Origin of the sequence: Termitidicoccus mucosus, from assembly GCF_038725785.1 — a bacterium.
GTDB lineage: Bacteria > Verrucomicrobiota > Verrucomicrobiia > Opitutales > Opitutaceae > Termitidicoccus > Termitidicoccus mucosus.
In genome coordinates this window covers 2,666,170-2,682,255 of sequence record NZ_CP109796.1, presented here as the reverse complement: position 1 = coordinate 2,682,255, position 16,086 = coordinate 2,666,170, and the positions used below count along the sequence as shown (strand labels likewise).

Sequence of the window (16,086 nt, the reverse complement as noted above, 5' to 3'; positions counted from 1 at the left end):
GCAATTCGTAAATCGTAATTTCAGAACTGCGGCGTGAGCGCGCCGTCGCTCATGCCGAATATATAAAACATCGCGGTCATGATCGCCGCCGCGCCCGCGATAATGATGCCTGAGACGATACCCATCTTGCCGTCGGCGTCGCCCTTCTTGAGGCGGTCGGCTCCGCCCCAAATGTTAATGACGCCCCAAATGAAGCCGATCATGAAGAGCAGGCCGAGACCGTATTGGAAGCCGGTCTTAACCTGCGAGGGAACCTGGGCCAGAATGAGCGGGACGCCCAATGAGGAGCCGTCCGTGATTGCGGCGGAGGCTGTCGTCGCCGCCCATTCCGGCAAGGTGAAAAGCGAGGCGAGAAACGCGATCAAAGCGCTTCGGGAGGAAGGGAGTTTTTTCATGGCTGGAATTTGTCTTTCCGGCTCGCGTCATGCGGAATCCGGTCAAAGTGTGCCGCCATTATGCCCGGTTTTTCCGGACTTGGATTGGATGCCCGGGCTTTTTTTAGTAATGATTGGATATTTTTGAGCAAAATCCCTTGGCGAGCACTGACAGAAGCGGCGAAAACAACGGTCAAGGTGGCTTTGATCGCAAAAGCCGGAAAGGGCGGCCACCTCGGAGATACGCATGCCGCCCTGCCGGAGCAATGCCTGCGCCCTGCGTATCCGTTCCCTGAATATATGATCGCGTGCCGGCATGCCGGTGCTGGCTTTGAATAACAGCTTGAAGTGGGTCCGGCTCAGGCACGCGATGTCCGCCAGTGTTTTTACCGCAATCTTCCCGTGCAGATTTTTGTCAATGTGGTCCAGAACGTGTTGCAGGCGCTCGGGGTTCATGGTTGCGGGCGCGGTTTTCTTTTCCTTTCCGCGCGTCAGTGCGTCAAGCAGGAGGAAACCCAGGGCGGAGCAAAAATGCCCGAAGCAACTCACGTGACAAGCGGGTTGCGTATGATGACCGGATTCAACGAGAAACCGGATTACGTTCATGATGATGCAATCGTGCCGCGCCAGCTCCCACAACGGACTGTGCCGCACCTTGTCCAATGGCTTCTTTTTGGCGGGCGGTTGCGCCTCATCCTCCGCGCAAAAGCAAAGCATCAGCGCCTCTTGTTTCCAATGGAGGGCATAGCTTGCCTGTTTGTGTATAAAAATCACATTCTGTCCGCGAACGGTGAAGGTGCCGCGTTCTCCGCTTTTTTCGTTCCGCCAGTCAATTCGCGCCTCGGATTTCATCTCCGGCATCACAATAAGCCGGTGACGCTCCCCGGTTTCTTCACGCAAGCATTGCGCGGACAGTAGAAAAATGCCGGCATCCCTGCCATTGCATGCGGCATGGAGCGTTTCTTTAATTATTGAAGCTTTGGCTGGCACAGGTGAGCCGGATTGCCGGCCCCATTGCCGGGCATCTCCTAATTATTTATACAAAATCACCGCCCGCTTGTATTGAACCCATGCGCTTTTTTTGGGGAACCAATTGACCAAAATCAAACGGCGGTATCCGTTCCCGTATTTTTTAACAAAACAGCCAGTTGGGCATGGAGCGCCCGGAGGTCGTCGGGAAACTGGATGTCCATGCCGAGGCGCGCCTGCCGGCGCAGCAGGCGTGTCAGTCTGGCGGCAAGCGTGACGATGGGCGGGAGCTTTGGCGGGCGGACGCGCCGGTCTTCGCCGGAAGTTTTTGACGAAATGGGAATGCCCAGACGCAAATACGCCTGCCGCAGGCCGAGTCCGCGCAACGCGCCCGGGGTGTCCGCGCGGCGGGCAAGCTGCATGTAGCGTTGCGCGGTGCGCACTCCGCCGTGAAAACGTGTTTCCAGCCACCCGAGCCATGCGCCCTGCCCGGCGCGGCGGCGGATGCGCGCCTTTTCCGCGATGAGGAGTTGCCCCGCGCGCCATGCGGCGGACAGCGCGGCGTCGAGCGAGCGGCGGGAGTCGCCGGCAAGCCGCCGCGCCTCTGCGTGCAGGCGGTTGATTTCCAAAAAGGCGGATGTCTCGCGCGCCGGGGGCGCGGGCGTGACGTTGCACTGGGCAGGGGGCGGCATAAGTGTATCCGTGTTCATGATACGAGGCCCATGCTTTGGCGGAAATCGTCCGCAAGTTTGTGGACGGTCTGCGGGGTGCAGCCGGCCTGTTCGCCAAGCGCCTCCAGCGTCATGCCGCCGATGAGGTCGGGACGGACCTGGCGCAGCACGATGGACGCGCGCAATCCGCGCTGCTCCAGCGTGGTGCCCTCGGAGATCCACAGCAGCACGTGCGCGATGGCTTCCGCGGCCATCGCGCGGGCCTCGATTTTGGGATCAACAGGGTTTTGGAAAAACGCGTCGTCGCCGGCGGACGCGCGGGCGGGGTTTGGGGCGGACTGGGCGGGATTGGTTTTATTTTGATTATTCATGGATGTGGTTGCCTCGCCCCGCATCCTGCCAGTGTTTATAAAATCAAAATAGCGGCGCGCTTCATCGCGGATTTGCCCGGATTTCGCGCAGGGCTTTTCGATGTATATAAAAACGCCACACGCATGGCGCATGTGGCGTTGGGATTTCCTGCCGTATTATGGGCGGTTTTATCCGCGCGCGGGCACGAGCAGCCGGGTGCGGATATGCGCGGAGACCTCGGCAAGGTCGTAATATACAAAGTGCCCGACGCGGTGATGCGGGATTCGGCGGGTGCGCGTCCATTCGCGCAGCGTGCGCACGGACGGCTCGCGCCCCTGCGGGAAAATCCCGCTGAGGCGCAGGCCGTTGATGTCCGTGAGCGCGGGATGCGCGCGCGTTTGCGCGGGGGCTGGTGCTGGCGTGGTGGGAGCAGTGGAGGTGGAGTTCATACGCCCATGTGCGCGCATCACGTGGCGCGCGGGGGCTTTTATTTCGTGGCCGTGCCCTGGTTCTCCGCAGGTGCGGCGCGGAAACGAAAGAAGGCAGGCGGGGGCGGGAGGGCGGATGCGGCGGGGAAACCGCATCCGCCCTCACTCCCCGCCCGGTTGCGGATTTATGCGGCGAGCCGGTTTTGCGGGTCAGACGCGGGCTCGGGCGCACTCGCTGCCTGCGGCACTGGCTTCGCTTGCGGCGCGGCAGCCCGCATCGGCATGATGGCAAAGAATGCCCCGGCCTCCTGCTGGGTGGTCACGTTCAGGTAATGGCGGCGGATGATGCTTTCCGAATTGCCCGCCTGCAACGCCGTGTCGCCCATCGAACGGAATTTTCCAACATGCATCGAAATAAACGTGTGCCGCAACACGTCGTGCCCCACGCCGAATTTTTGGCGGATGCGCGTGAGTTTTTTGGCGATATTTTTCATTTTATCCTTGGGCGGAATGACGGGGTATTCGTCCAGCGGATAGGCTTTGAGCCACGCCGCGAGGTTCGGCTGGATGGTCACCAGCCGGCGCATATTCACCTTCGACACCCATGGCTCGATGGTGATGGCACTGTTTTCCAGCCGCACGTCGCACGCGGGCAGCTTGGAAATCTCCCCCTCGGGCCGGATGCCGGCAAACAGGCACAACGCGAAAAACGGCACGAATGCCCCGCCGTGGACGCTCTCCACGTGCGCCATGAGTTGCGCCGCGCGCTCCGCCGTGAGCGCCTCGGCGCTGCCGCGATTGTGCTCGATGCGGTTGCGCGGGATTTTCGCCACCGGGTTGCGCGTCATCCATTCCTTGCGCACCGCGTGGTTGAAAAACGCGCACAGCACGCCGCGCCGGTTGTTCTGCGTCTTCAGCGCCCCGTCGTCGCGCCGGATGTAGGCGTGCAACGCCTCCGTGCCTACCTCCGCAAGCGTCTGCGTCGGAAAATGCCGCTGGAACTCCGTCAACTCCAGCCGGATATTCCGCAACTGCCGTTTGCCTATCAACGCCTGTTGCACGTCCTCCTTGCGCGCCTTCATGTAGGTTTCGATGGCATCGGCGATTTTCAACGCGGCCTCGGGCTCGCGGTAATTGGCCAGCGCATAGTCGAGGTAGAAGGTGAGCGGACGCCGCGCCTTCTCCAGCCGGAGAAACGCGGCCTCCGCCTCGCGCAACTGCGCCTCGGTCAGAAACGTGCTCGCTCCGCGAAGATTGGATTGCGATTGGAGCAGACGCAGTTCCAGCGCGGCGCGCTCGGCAATGGCGTCCTCGCGGGTCTTGAAGTTTTTACGAACGCGCTCGCCGAGCAACCAGCCGGCGACGCGGAATGAAATCACGCCGTTGCGGTTCTTGAACGGCTTGATGGTGAATGCGGACTTTTTTTGTTTCATCGATGGTTGCCGCCTTCACGTGGCAACCTATTCATGAGATCTCCGGCTTCCCTCTGGAAATCGGACCTTTCGTGCCGGCAAGATGCCGGCGCTCCCAGTCGCTCACGCGTTTTCCGGCGCTACTCGCCCGGAGCCCGCATGACCGGCACTTCCTCGACCTTGTTCTTCATGGCGATGGCAATGAGCGCGATCCACGCGCCGATCAAAACCAGAAACGCTGCGCCCACAAAAAGCCACAGGCCGCCCGCCGCGCCCTTCTTTTTTTCGTCCGTTTTCATTCCTTCGCGGCCGGCGGCGGCGTTGCGTCCGCCGCGCCGGATGCCGCGGCGGGCGGGACGGGTTGGATCGTCATTTTCAGGAACAGCGGGTCGGGGCCGACAAACTTGGTCTCGCGTGAAATATCCACGCGCCCGGACTCGTCGCGCACGCGGACGCGCACCGGAAAACCGCCCGTGTAGCCCGCCAGCGGCATTTGCACGATGAGCGGGCGCTGCTCCTCCCCATCGGCGGCGAGGCGCACCGGGGCATCGAAGCCGTTCACGATTGCGCCCGCCGGCAATCCCTCGACCGTCACCGTGAAGCTCGCCGGCGCGCCCGCCTTGTTGACGAGGCGCACGAAATACTGGTTGCGCACCATGCCGGCATCCATCACGTAGGCCGACCCGACCATGCGCGTGATGCCGATGAACGCGGGCTTTACCGACAGAAACGCCAGCGCCGCCGCCGTCGCCCCCGCGCACATGATGAGCGCGTAAACCAGCGTGCGCGGCCGCAGCCAGCGCGTGGCCTTGCCCGCGAAACCGTTGAGCGAATCATAGCGCACCAGCCCGCGCGGCCGCTTCAGCCGGCCCATCACCTCGTCGCACGCGTCGATGCACGCCGCGCAGCCGATGCACTCGATCTGGAGTCCCTGCCGGATGTCGATTCCCGTCGGGCAAACCTGCACGCAGCGATGGCAGTCGATGCAATCTCCCGCCCCCTCCGTTCCCACCTTGCCGCGGGGTTCGCCCCGCGTCGCATCGTAGCCGATCACCATCGAATGATCGTCGATCAGCGCCGACTGGATGCGCCCGTAAGGGCAGATGATGATGCAAAGCTGCTCCCGGAACCACGCGAAATTAAGATACAAAATGCCGCTGAACGCCACGATGAACAAAAACGCCCCCCCATGCGCCACCGGCGCCCCCGCCATCATGCCCCACAGCTTGGGGATCGAGACGAAATACGCCAGGAACAGGTGCGCGATCGCCGCCGAAAACACCGCGAACAGCCCGTGCTTCAAGGCCAGCTTGCACACCTTGCCCGCCGACCACGGAGCCGCCGCGAGCTTGCGGCGCTTCAACGCGTCGCCCTCTATCCAGCGCTCGACCAGCCGGTAAACGTGTTCCAGAAAAACCGTCTGCGGACACGCCCAGCCGCACCAGACGCGGCCCAGCAGCGACGTGACCAGAAACAACGTGAATCCGAGGCCCGCGATCAGGAAAAACAGCAGCCACATGTCCTGCGCCACCAGCGTGCCGCCAAAGAAATGAAACCGCCGCTCGGCCACGTCCAGGAACACCGCCGGGTAACCGCCCACCTTGATCCACGGCAGCGCGAGATAGACCACGATCAACAGCCAGCCCGACCAGCGCCGGGCCCGCATGAAACGCCCGCGCGCATCGGCCGGATAAAGGAAACGGCGCGAGCCGTCGGCGCGGATGGTGGTGACCTCGTCGCGATTCGGCAACGTGACTTTCGGGGCGGCAGCCATGCGAATCATTCCTACGGGCAATTTTTTGCCGCGCAAATACTATCCTCGGCGAAAAGCAGGTCGATGGGGCCGCGGCCGCGTTTTCCGGTCGCGATTGCGCCCGCGCGTCCCGCCCCGGCATGCGCCGCCTGGCATTCTTCCCGCGGGCCTCATTCTCGTTCCTCGATTTTTCGGGTTTCTCGCTATTTTGAATGGTTTTTTTGTGACACAGAGTTCTCGGAACGCGGCCCACGAAGTTCACAGAGAGAGTGTTTGCCTTCCCTCTGTGAACTCTGTGTCGGAACTTTGTGTGCTCTGTGTCATAATAACGGTTGGTTTCAGACATCGAAAACAGCGATGAACCATTTTTCGTCGTTGGAATTTTTCCGGGATTTGGGCGTGTTGGAATCCCGAATTTCTCGCCCGCATGCGCTCCACCCGCCGCCGCTCCGTCGCCACGCTCACCCTCACCGCCGAGGCGGCGCGACGTTTTCACCGGCGCGCGCTCGGTCTGGATGCGCCCCACACCGACACCGCCGCGGCCATCGCGCATCACGGCTATGTGCAAATCGACCCGATCAATGTCTGCGGGCGCATGCACGACCTCATCCTGCGCAACCGGGTGGCAAACTATGCCGAGGGCGACCTCATGCGCCATCTCCACGGCGTCCCGCCGGACGCGCCGCGCTCCGCCGCGCCGCTCGCGGCGGAGCAACGCACGGCGTTTGAGCACTACCTGCCCGTGCGCGGCATCCTCGTCGCATTCGCCACCGAGGCCTGGCCGCACCTGCTCGCCTCCATGCGCGCCCGCGAGAAAAGCGCCGGCGCGTGGTCCGGCCGCCTCGATGCAGACCAGCGCCGCATGGCCGCGCGCCTGCTCGACGAAATCGCGCGGCGCGGCCCGCTTTCCTCCGAGGACATCGCGGATGACGCCCGCTCGTTCAACGGCTGGTCGGGTGGCTGGGGTTTTGGCCGACTGGCCAGAATCACCCTCGACAAGCTTTTCTTTCATGGCCGCCTGCTCATCGCCCGCCGCCACGACGCGCGGCGCGTTTATGACCTGCCGGAGCGCGTGTTGCCCGCCTCGGTGCTCGGCGCGCCCGGGCCTTCCGCCGGGGAAACCCGCCGCTGGTTGGCGCATCTCGGCTTGCGCCAGCACCGCCTGCTCTCCCTGAAAAAGCACGACGCCGCGCTGGTCGCCGATCTCGTGCAACCGCTTCAAGTCGAGGGCTGCCCCGCCCTTTTTTGTTTGCGCGAGGATCTGCCGTTGCTCGACGCCGCCGCGTCTGGCCCGGACTCGCCGGGCGTCCCGTTCACGCTCCCCGCCGGGGCCGCGCCGTTGCTGCTCGCGCCGCTCGATCCGCTCATCTATCACCGGGCGCTCACGCGAAAGCTTTGGGGCTTTGACTACACTTGGGAGGTTTACACGCCGCCGCCCAAACGCGTGCGCGGTTATTATGCACTGCCGCTGCTGTCCGGCACCGAGTTTGTGGGGTATGTCGATCCCAAGGCCGACCGCGCGAAACGAAAACTCCGTGTCGTCAAACGCAGCGTGCGCCGCGGCCACCGTGTCGCCGGAAGCATTGCCGGCCTCGCGAAATTCCTCGGCTTGCGCTGACCCGTGAAAGGTTGAAGTTTAAATTGAAGTTGAAGGACAAACCCACGCAGCCGGTCCCTTGAACTTTAACTGATGTTACGCGGAGGAGTCCTTTTGAACAACCAAATGCAACAAGCTCAAGGTAGGGAGGCCTCGGAGAGGCCTCCCTACCGGCGCTGCCGCGCCTGCATTACGCAGGCCCATTGAACTTTAACTTAAACTGCCGCGAAGCGGCCTCCCTTGTCCAAACGCCCGCCCAGTCCGATTCCGCCTCTGCTCATCGCCATCGCGTTTGTCGTCGCGATGGTCGTGTTCTGGATGCGCCGCGACCACGGGGAGGGCGCGGCCGCGAACGACGCCGCGCAAACGGCCCGCCCCGCCCCGCTCCCCGCCGTCCCGCCTGCGCCCGCTGCGGGTGGCGGCGAGGAGGGTATTCTTAAAATGGATACAGAATTTCCCGCCGGAGCGGTCCCGGAGGTTCGCGAGCGCGTCGGGAAAATCATCTCGCAGCGCGACGCGCGCCCCGGGGAGATCATCGTCATTTTCAGGACCGCCCGGGCCATGCGCGAATTCGTCGCCCGCGCGCCGTCCGCCGGGGCCTATGTGATCGCAAGCGTTGAGCAGCTCTTCGCCGTGCGCGCGCGCTGCCTGTCGCTCGACGCGCTCACGGGCGACATGCTCAAAAACGCGCGCGACCTCGAACTGGTCGGCGGCAACCATCTCGTCGGGATTCCCGAGCCGCCGCCTGCGGACCGCGCCGACCGCGCGCACCATGCCGTCGGCGGCGCGCTGCTCGCCGCCATCGGCGTCAACGCCGGCACCGACAACTCCGCTTGGGGCCGCGGCGTCACCATCGCGGTGCTCGACAACGCCGTCATGCCCGATGCCACCTTCGCGCCCGACCGTCTGCGCATCCTCGACATCGGCTGGGGGGCCGCGCCCGGCGAGGGCGCCAGGCGCGGGCACGGCACCTCCGTCGCCGCGCTCGCCGCCGGTTCCGCGCCCGGCGCGCGCGGCGTCGCCCCGATGGCCCGCGTGCTCGGCATCCGGGTCGTGGACGAGGAGGGCGTCGGCGATATTTTCACCATCGCAAAGGGCATCGTGGACGCGGTCGATGAAGGCGCGAGCATCATCAACATCAGCCTTGGACGGCGCGCGGGCGACATCGTGACCAGGCGGGCGATTGACTATGCGACCGCGCGCGGCGCCGTGCTCGTCGCCGCGGCCGGCAACGAGCAGTCAACCGAACTCTCCTGGCCCGCCGCCGATCCCCGCGTGATTTCCGTCGGTGCGGTGGACGCTTCCGGCGTCGTGGCGCGTTTTTCCAATTCCGGGCCGCAGCTCCAAATCACCGCGCCCGGCGTCGCCATCGACAGCGCCGACGCCGACGGCGGGCGCGCGCCTTTCAGCGGCACCTCCGCGAGCGCGCCCATCGTCGCCGGCGCGCTCGCCGCGCTCATGTCCGAGACGCCGGGCCTCACCGCCTCGCAGGCGTGGGAAATCTTGCGCGCCCACGCCAGCGACGCCGGAGAACCCGGCCACGACCCCGACTACGGCCACGGTGTGCTCAACCTCGGCTGGGCCATGGCGCGCAGCGACACCGCCCGCGCGGACATGGCTGTCACCGCGCACCTTTACGATCGCGCGCGCGGCACGGTCACGGTGGTGGTGCAAAACCGCGGCGGCTTCGGCATCGCCGGGGCCGCGCTCGACATCGAACTCGACGGCGCGAGTTCGACGCATGTGTTTCCGTGGATCGAGCCCGGCGCCGTCGCCACCACGGCAATCCAGACTCCCTCCGGAATGCCCGGCGACGTCCCGGCAATCCTGCGCACCTCCCTCCGCCTCCCCGCCGGGCTCGTTGACAGCGTCCCGGAAAACAACCACCGCAGCACCGGCATTGTCACCTTGGCGCACGGGCAACTGGAGGAGTGAGATCATTCACCAATGAAAGTCAGACTTTTGGTGGAGGGCCGAGCTCCTGCGAGGCCGTCGCCGAAAAACGGTGCGTTTAACCGCGACGGCCTCGCAGGAGCTCGGCCCTCCACGAGTCCAATTACCACTGCAATTGGCATGACACACGGTGCCGTTTGCGTTTCCATCCCCCAACCAAACAGCTTGCGCCCGCCGCGTTTGGACGCCTTCGTCGTCAGCATGCACGCGCCCATTCTCGCCCCCTCGATTCTTGCCGGAGACCACTCGGATCTCGCGTCCAGCGCAGCCATCGTCGCCGCGACCGGCCTCGAATGGCTGCACCTCGACATCATGGACGGGCATTTCGTGCCTAACCTTTCCTTCGGCCCGCAAACCGTCGCCGCCCTGCGCAAGAAATCGAAGCTTTTTTTCGATGTGCATCTCATGCTCGACGAGCCGCACCGCTATGTCGAGGCCTTCGCCAAGGCCGGGGCCAACCTCATCAGCATCCACATCGAGCCCGCTTACGATTACGCGGCCACGCTCGCGCGCATCAAGGAGCTCGGCTGCCGGCGCGGCATCGTGCTCAATCCCGGCACGCCGGCCGGGGCCGTCAAACCGTTCCTCGCGCAAGTCGATCTCGTGCTGGCCATGACCGTGCAGCCCGGCTTCGGCGGGCAATCCTTCCGCGCCGACGTGCTCCCGAAAATCGCGCAGATCGACGCCTGGCGCCGCGAAGCCGCACTCGATTTCCGGCTGGAAGTGGACGGCGGCATCGACTTGAAAACGGCCGCCGACTGCCGTAATGCCGGTACGGATACATTCGTGGCCGGCACGTCGTTTTTCAACGCGGCCGACCGCGCCGCCTACGCCGCGGCCATCGCGAAACTGTAAACTGCCGCGAAGCGGCCCGTCACTTCCGCAGCGAATCCAGTTTTCCGGGGATCGCCAGGATCGCGCGAATCACATCGAGCGTCAGGCAGGCCAGCAAAAACAGGAAATACGCCGCCAGCGGAATCAGGCAGGCGCTCAACAGCAGCGACGGCCCCTCCATGCCCGGCACGAGCACAATCTGCAGGCCGGATGGGATCATCGAGTTCACCACGCCGCCGCGCATGAAAAACGCCAGCAGCGTGACCACGCAGCCCGCGGCCGCCAGCAACGCAAACGCCAGCGGCACGATCTTCAGCCCCGCCTTCAGGAAGAACAACAGCAGCCCGACCGCCTCCTCGCCCGCGCTTCCGCCGCCCTCTTGCTCGACACCGACCATGCGCGGGTGCAGCGCGATGCCGCCTTTCACGCCCCACAGCGCCGCGATGACCAGCGCCGGCACCAGCGGAATCAGGCTGCGCGCCGCCACGCAGGCGGCGATGCCGGCCAGAAGCGTCCCCGCCGCGAACAGCAGCGCAAGCAATCCCACGCATTCCAGAAAGGCGCCCGAGGACAAACGGCTCGGCGTGTTGGCGATGAGCTTGTCTCCCGCGCCGAGAAACCGGCCCGCCACAAACTGCCCCACCGTGAGCGCCAGCACCACGCCGACGCCCACGCCAAACAACCGGAACTCATTCGTGCGAATCGCCGCGTAGAGCGCATACACCAGCGTGAGCGCGGTGCCGGCGAGCACTGCGTATTGCCCGTAGTCGCGCGCCGCCTTCAGCCAGCAATTGATCCGCTCCGGGTTCAGTATTTTCGTCACGGCCGCAAGCGCCTTGGCCACCAAATCGCCGAGAAGGGTCGCGTTGAGTTTTAACGGCGTCGCCGGCTTTCCGGGGGCCGCTCCGTTCGGCATCGGCGGCGTGGAACCGGCGGGCGGCGGCGGAACTGGCGCGATGGAGGCGAGTGTCGAAAGCGGGCGCCACTCCTTGCCTCCCTCGGGCACGACCATCGGATCAGCGGGGATTTGTCCAGAACCGGCGAGCAGGCGGATTTGATCGAGCGAAACAGGGCCGGCAGTCTGGTTGCTCGAATCAGCGTAGTAGTATTTCATGACGAATGGAATCGTTTGGGGAGGGGTTATTTGACGAATGCGGGAAGCGTCACGCCATTGTCGCAGAAAGGTTGATACGATTCCTCGAAAATGCAAAGTCCAACCCTGGTCCGCATGGCATTTACTTCTTTATTTGAAAAATGCGCGGTCCCATATAAGAAAACAGGAACTCATCCAGTAGACATTGATATTAACGATGATCCTGCCCGGAGCTGGCCGGCACAAATATCGCGATCTTTTTTAAGACATAAAACTCATTGAAAAACATAAAGTAATATAATCATGATGCCTCCGGTGGTATCGATGTCATAAAACGTGCCATAAATTTGCGATACGTCTTTCCATTCGCTCCGCTAATGGCTACAAAAACAGAGTGGAATAAGTGTATGTAAAATTTGTGGTTACTTACAACTTTTCTATAGTTTCTGGGTCTATCATTAATGTCATGAATACCCCAGTCGCCATATTATTAAGCCAAAAAGGCTCCAGTGTGTATTCCGTGCCGACATCGGTGACCGTGGCCGAGGCCGTGCATGTTATGAACCAGCACCACGTGGGCTGTGTCGTGGTGATGGATGCCGGAAGGATGACAGGGATTTTCACCGAGCGCGATGTGATGAGCCGCGTGGTTTCCTGTGGCCGGACGCCGAGCATGACCTCCATCAGCGATGCGATGACGCGCAATCCGGTGACAGTCGGGCCGCGCGCTTCGGTCGAGGAGGTGCTGGTGCTTTTCAGCCTGCACCATTGCCGTCACATCCCGGTGCTGGACGAAGAGACCGATCCGCCCGGCGTGCTGGGCATAATCACAGTCGGCGATGTGAATCGCTGGATGCTCGGCGAATATGGTTCCGCCACCGCGCCCCGCCGGACTTCAATCGGGGCGGGGTAGGGGCGGGCGCGACGCCCGCAAATCCCAAATCACGAAATCCCAAATTCCAAAAAAATTCCAAAACGCCAAATCCCAAAAATCACCGGCGCGGAAGCGCCTCCTTTTTGAAATTTTGTTCTTTGGTCATTGGGATTTTTTTGGGATTTGGGATTTCGTGATTTGGGATTTTTACGCGAGCCTCCGCGCCGCGTTCGCAGTCTCCCCTTACGCCGCTGCTCGCTTCGTCGCCGCCCGCGTTTTTTTGGCGGCGTTTTTTCTGGCTTTGGCGGCGGCCTTTCCCGCGGACTTCGCCTTGCGTGTCTTCAACGCCGCGGCGATGAAGGCGGCGAAGAGCGGATGCGGCTTGTCGGGCTTGGACTGGAATTCGGGATGGAATTGCACGGCGAGGAACCACGGGTGTTTTTTCACCTCGACGATTTCCACGAGGTTGCGGCGCGGATTGATGCCGCTGACGATCATGCCGCCGCGCTGAAGCTGGCCGACATAGGCATTGTTTACCTCGTAACGGTGCCGGTGGCGCTCGCGGATGCTGCTTTGCCCGTAGGCCTTGGCCGCGAGGGTGCCGGGCGTGAGCGCGCATTCGTAGCTGCCGAGCCGCATGGTCGCGCCCTTGTCGATGATCTTTTTCTGCTCCTCCATCATGTTGATGACGGGATTGGGGGAGTCGGGGGCGAATTCCGTGCTGTTCGCGTCGTGCAGCTTCAGGACGTTGCGGCAATACTCGATCACCGCGATTTGCAGCCCGAGGCAGAGGCCGAAATACGGGATGCCGTGCTCGCGGGCGTAGCGCGCCGCCGCGATCTTGCCCTCGGTGCCGCGATCCCCGAAGCCGCCGGGCACGAGGATGCCGTCGAGCTGCCGGAGTTTCGCCAGGCCGTCCTTGCCCTCCAGGTCCTCCGCGTCGATGCGGAGGATGTTGACCTTGCAATTGTTCGCGATGCCGCCGTGCGCGACCGATTCGTAAACGGATTTGTAGGCGTCTTGGAGTTCGATGTATTTGCCGACCACGCCGATGGTGATCTCGTGCGCGGGGCTTTTCACGCGGCGCACGATTTCCTCCCAGATGTTTTTTTCCGGGAGCGGATTTTTCAGGCCGAACAGCTCGATCACCAGATCGTCCACGCCCTCCTTTTGCAGCGCGATGGGCAGTTCGTAGATCGAATCCACATCGCGGCACTCGATGACGGCCTTCACGGGAACGTTGCAGAAAAGCGACAGCTTGTCGCGCATGCTGTGTTCGAGCGGGTGGTCGCAACGGCACACGAGGATGTGCGGCTGGATGCCGATCTCGCGGAGTTTCGCGACGGATTGCTGCGAGGGCTTGGTCTTGAGTTCGCCTGCCGCCTGCAAATACGGCACGAGCGTGACGTGCATGAAAATCGCGTCGCGCGGCCCGACTTCGAGCGCGAACTGGCGCAGCGCCTCAAGAAACGGCAGCCCCTCGATGTCGCCGGTGGTGCCGCCGATCTCGGTGATGAGCACGTCCACGTCCTTGGCCGACTGGTAGATGCGCTCCTTGATCTCGTTGGTCACGTGCGGGATGACCTGCACGGTTTTGCCCAGATAGGCGCCCCGGCGCTCCTTTTGGATGACCGACTCGTAAACCTGGCCGGAGGTGAGGCTGTTGAGCCGGGAGAGTTTTCCGCTGGTGAAGCGCTCGTAGTGCCCGAGGTCGAGATCGGTTTCCGCGCCGTCCTCCAGCACGTAAACCTCGCCATGCTGGAACGGGCTCATGGTGCCGGGATCGACGTTCAGGTAGGGGTCGAATTTCTGGATGCGCACCTTGAGGCCGCGCATCTCGAGCAGCGCGCCGATGGCCGCCGCCGTGAGGCCCTTGCCCAATGAAGAAACAACACCGCCGGTCACAAAAATGTATTTCATTGGGCTGACTGGATATGATGCCCGGACAAGCCGTTACAAGAAAAAGCTCAAAAAAACGGTTCGGCGCCATTGAAAAGGAGCCGGGATGAGAGGGAGTCAGGAGTTAAAGGAGGCAAAGCCCCCGGCGCTCCGATTCCTTGACTCCTCCGGCTCCCGGCTCCTCCCGTCCTGGCCCCTTAAAAGCGACTCGGCGGCGGCCAGCACCCGCTCCGGCGTGATGGCCGCCATGCAGCGGACATCATGCGGGCAGCCGCTTTGCCAGTGCAGGCGCGGGTGGCGGTGGTGGCAGCCGAGGCAGGGCAAGTCCGGCGCGGAAAGCGTGATGATGCGTTCGCTCTTGGGCAGCCGCACTTCGCCCGAGGTGGGGCCGAAAAGCCCGGCGGCCGGCACGCCGAGCGCGATCGCGCCGTGAATCATGCCCGAGTCGACGCCGATGAGCATGCTGCTGCGCGAGACAAGTTGCAGGCTGTCGGCCAGGTTGAGCTTGTCGCGGCAATCGAGCGCGCCCGCCACGGCCGGCTCCGCGCGCGGGCCGTCGCGGAAATGCTGGCTCGCGCCGAGCTGGATCACCTGGCAGCCGAACCTCTCCCGCAGCAACTGCACGAGCCTGGCCCAGTGCGCGCGCGGCCACTCGCGGGCCTTCCATGTAGGGCCGGTATGGATACAGACAAAGGACCTGCCGGCGTGGGCGGACAGGGAGGAGCCCACGGTCTTGAGCACCGCGCCCACGCGGCGGGACGGCGGACCGAGATGCAGGCGCGGCCAAGGCGTTCCGGCCGGCAGGCCCACCGACGCGGCCAGCTCGTCGACGAGGTTGGTCCGGGACGCCTGCCCGGGCAGCTCGTCCGGATAATGAAAGCGATGGACCCGGTGCCGCGACGCGACGATGGACGCGACGAGATCGTTGCATTTGATGCCGAGCACCCGGTCAAAACGTCCGGCCATGGCCGGCAGCGCCACAAAGGCCGGGTTTGTGCAGTAAATCTTATAGGCCCCGGGCTCGCGCGCGGCCAGCGCAACCGCCGCCGGCAGGGTGCACAGGATGTCGCCGATCCCCCCATCGCGGAAAAACAGCATGAGCGGACGGCGATGCCGGACACCCAGCCAGTCGATATAGCGGGCGATGAAAATACTGTAGAGATTTTGTGCGAACGTGGACATGCAAGGACGCGCTCGAAGCTGGAATGAGACGCCTGCCGTGCGTCAAACAGGTTGTGTGCCGGGTTCCCCCGGATGCAAAGATGAAATCAATCTGCAGGTAGTTTCATGAAGATTTTGCGAGAGCATGGGGAGGTTTCCCAAAGAGGGAAAATGAAGGAATTTATAAGTCGCCAACCACCCGGGATTCGCTTACACTCTGGATGTCATGAAAACGATAATTGCCCCCATCGACTTCTCCAAGGCCACCGACTCCGTCATCGACGCCGCCTGCGAGTTGGCCCTGTCCATGAACGGCCGCATTGTGCTGCTTCATGTTGTCCAGCCCTTTATCCTCACCAGCGACTACGGGCTGACCATGGAAAACTTCCAGGAATCCATCGCCTCCAGCGAGAAGCACGCCGCGCGCCGCCTGGCGGAACTCAGCGCCGGGATTCGCCAGCGCGTGAGCAACGTGGAGGTCGTGCAGGTCAGCGGTCCCGCCCAGGCGCAAATCCTTGAGCAGGCCGCTCTTCACAAGGCCGACTATATCGTGATGGGCTCGCATGGCCACACCGCCATCTATGACCTGCTCATCGGCAGCACCACGCAGGGCATCCTGCGCAAGGCCACCTGTCCCGTCATCATCGTGCCGCACAAGAAAAGCTGAATCCTTGGCCGCGAAGCGGCTTCCGCTCTGCCAAAAAGCCGAAAATTAAC

General features: G+C 63.3%; 16 protein-coding genes. 5 read left to right on the top strand and 11 right to left on the bottom strand.

Annotated elements, in window-relative coordinates:
* Positions 1–20: 20 nt before the first annotated feature.
* The 8 genes from OH491_RS09285 to ccoG all read right to left on the bottom strand — a co-directional run bounded on the left by OH491_RS09285 (position 21) and on the right by ccoG (position 5,979).
* The gene (locus tag OH491_RS09285; RefSeq protein ID WP_068772052.1) at positions 21–395 is read right to left on the bottom strand and encodes a hypothetical protein; all 375 of its coding nucleotides are present in this window, start codon (positions 393–395) and stop codon (positions 21–23) included.
* A gap of 42 nt (positions 396–437) precedes the next feature.
* Entirely contained in the window at positions 438–1,364 is a 927-nt protein-coding gene (locus OH491_RS09280) for a helix-turn-helix domain-containing protein (RefSeq protein ID WP_145929003.1), read from the bottom strand.
* Positions 1,365–1,477: 113 nt separating this feature from the next.
* Positions 1,478–2,053, bottom strand: a complete 576-nt coding sequence (locus tag OH491_RS09275) for a hypothetical protein (protein ID WP_068772054.1) — start codon at positions 2,051–2,053, stop codon at positions 1,478–1,480.
* The gene (locus OH491_RS09270; RefSeq protein WP_145929004.1) at positions 2,050–2,385 is read right to left on the bottom strand and encodes a hypothetical protein; all 336 of its coding nucleotides are present in this window, start codon (positions 2,383–2,385) and stop codon (positions 2,050–2,052) included. Before OH491_RS09270 ends, OH491_RS09275 begins: the two co-directional genes overlap by 4 nt.
* Positions 2,386–2,553: 168 nt before the next feature.
* Positions 2,554–2,814, bottom strand: coding sequence for a helix-turn-helix domain-containing protein (locus OH491_RS09265; protein ID WP_068771009.1), 261 nt, complete (start codon positions 2,812–2,814; stop codon positions 2,554–2,556).
* A 164-nt stretch (positions 2,815–2,978) separates the two neighbouring features.
* Positions 2,979–4,226: a tyrosine-type recombinase/integrase gene (locus OH491_RS09260; RefSeq protein ID WP_068772057.1), complete on the bottom strand. Its 1,248-nt coding sequence runs from the start codon at positions 4,224–4,226 to the stop codon at positions 2,979–2,981.
* 119 nt (positions 4,227–4,345) lie between these two features.
* Positions 4,346–4,504, bottom strand: coding sequence for a hypothetical protein (locus tag OH491_RS09255; protein WP_334319566.1), 159 nt, complete (start codon positions 4,502–4,504; stop codon positions 4,346–4,348).
* A complete protein-coding gene (gene ccoG, locus OH491_RS09250) occupies positions 4,501–5,979 on the bottom strand; it encodes a cytochrome c oxidase accessory protein CcoG (protein WP_084442568.1) in 1,479 nt (492 codons plus the stop codon). Before ccoG ends, OH491_RS09255 begins: the two co-directional genes overlap by 4 nt.
* A 406-nt stretch (positions 5,980–6,385) precedes the next feature.
* Between ccoG and OH491_RS09245 the strand changes: the two genes are divergently transcribed.
* From OH491_RS09245 to rpe, 3 genes are all read left to right on the top strand, one after another.
* Positions 6,386–7,576 (top strand): DNA glycosylase AlkZ-like family protein, encoded by a 1,191-nt coding sequence (locus OH491_RS09245; protein WP_068772059.1) that lies wholly within the window; start codon positions 6,386–6,388, stop codon positions 7,574–7,576.
* A 219-nt stretch (positions 7,577–7,795) separates the two neighbouring features.
* Positions 7,796–9,490 carry a S8 family peptidase gene (locus OH491_RS09240; protein ID WP_084442495.1) on the top strand — a complete coding sequence of 565 codons (1,695 nt, stop codon included), beginning with the start codon at positions 7,796–7,798 and terminating at the stop codon, positions 9,488–9,490.
* Positions 9,491–9,709: 219 nt separating this feature from the next.
* Positions 9,710–10,363, top strand: a complete 654-nt coding sequence (rpe, locus tag OH491_RS09235; protein WP_068772358.1) for a ribulose-phosphate 3-epimerase — start codon at positions 9,710–9,712, stop codon at positions 10,361–10,363.
* A 19-nt stretch (positions 10,364–10,382) separates the two neighbouring features.
* Here the strand turns inward: rpe and OH491_RS09230 are convergent, their stop codons facing one another.
* Positions 10,383–11,456 carry a DUF4339 domain-containing protein gene (locus tag OH491_RS09230; RefSeq protein WP_068772060.1) on the bottom strand — a complete coding sequence of 358 codons (1,074 nt, stop codon included), beginning with the start codon at positions 11,454–11,456 and terminating at the stop codon, positions 10,383–10,385.
* 445 nt (positions 11,457–11,901) lie between these two features.
* Between OH491_RS09230 and OH491_RS09225 the strand changes: the two genes are divergently transcribed.
* Complete coding sequence (locus OH491_RS09225) at positions 11,902–12,348, top strand: CBS domain-containing protein (protein ID WP_084442496.1); 447 nt, start codon at positions 11,902–11,904, stop codon at positions 12,346–12,348.
* A 204-nt stretch (positions 12,349–12,552) separates the two neighbouring features.
* On the opposite strand, the gene OH491_RS09220 is transcribed toward OH491_RS09225, so the two are convergent.
* Both OH491_RS09220 and OH491_RS09215 read right to left on the bottom strand, forming a co-directional pair.
* Complete coding sequence (locus OH491_RS09220; protein WP_068772063.1) at positions 12,553–14,229, bottom strand: CTP synthase; 1,677 nt, start codon at positions 14,227–14,229, stop codon at positions 12,553–12,555.
* 96 nt (positions 14,230–14,325) lie between these two features.
* Positions 14,326–15,390, bottom strand: a complete 1,065-nt coding sequence (locus OH491_RS09215; protein ID WP_068772064.1) for a glycosyltransferase family 9 protein — start codon at positions 15,388–15,390, stop codon at positions 14,326–14,328.
* Between the two features lie 205 nt (positions 15,391–15,595).
* Here OH491_RS09215 and OH491_RS09210 point away from each other — a divergent pair, with 205 nt between their 5' ends.
* Positions 15,596–16,036 carry a universal stress protein gene (locus OH491_RS09210; protein ID WP_068772065.1) on the top strand — a complete coding sequence of 147 codons (441 nt, stop codon included), beginning with the start codon at positions 15,596–15,598 and terminating at the stop codon, positions 16,034–16,036.
* The last annotated feature ends 50 nt before the right edge of the window (positions 16,037–16,086 follow it).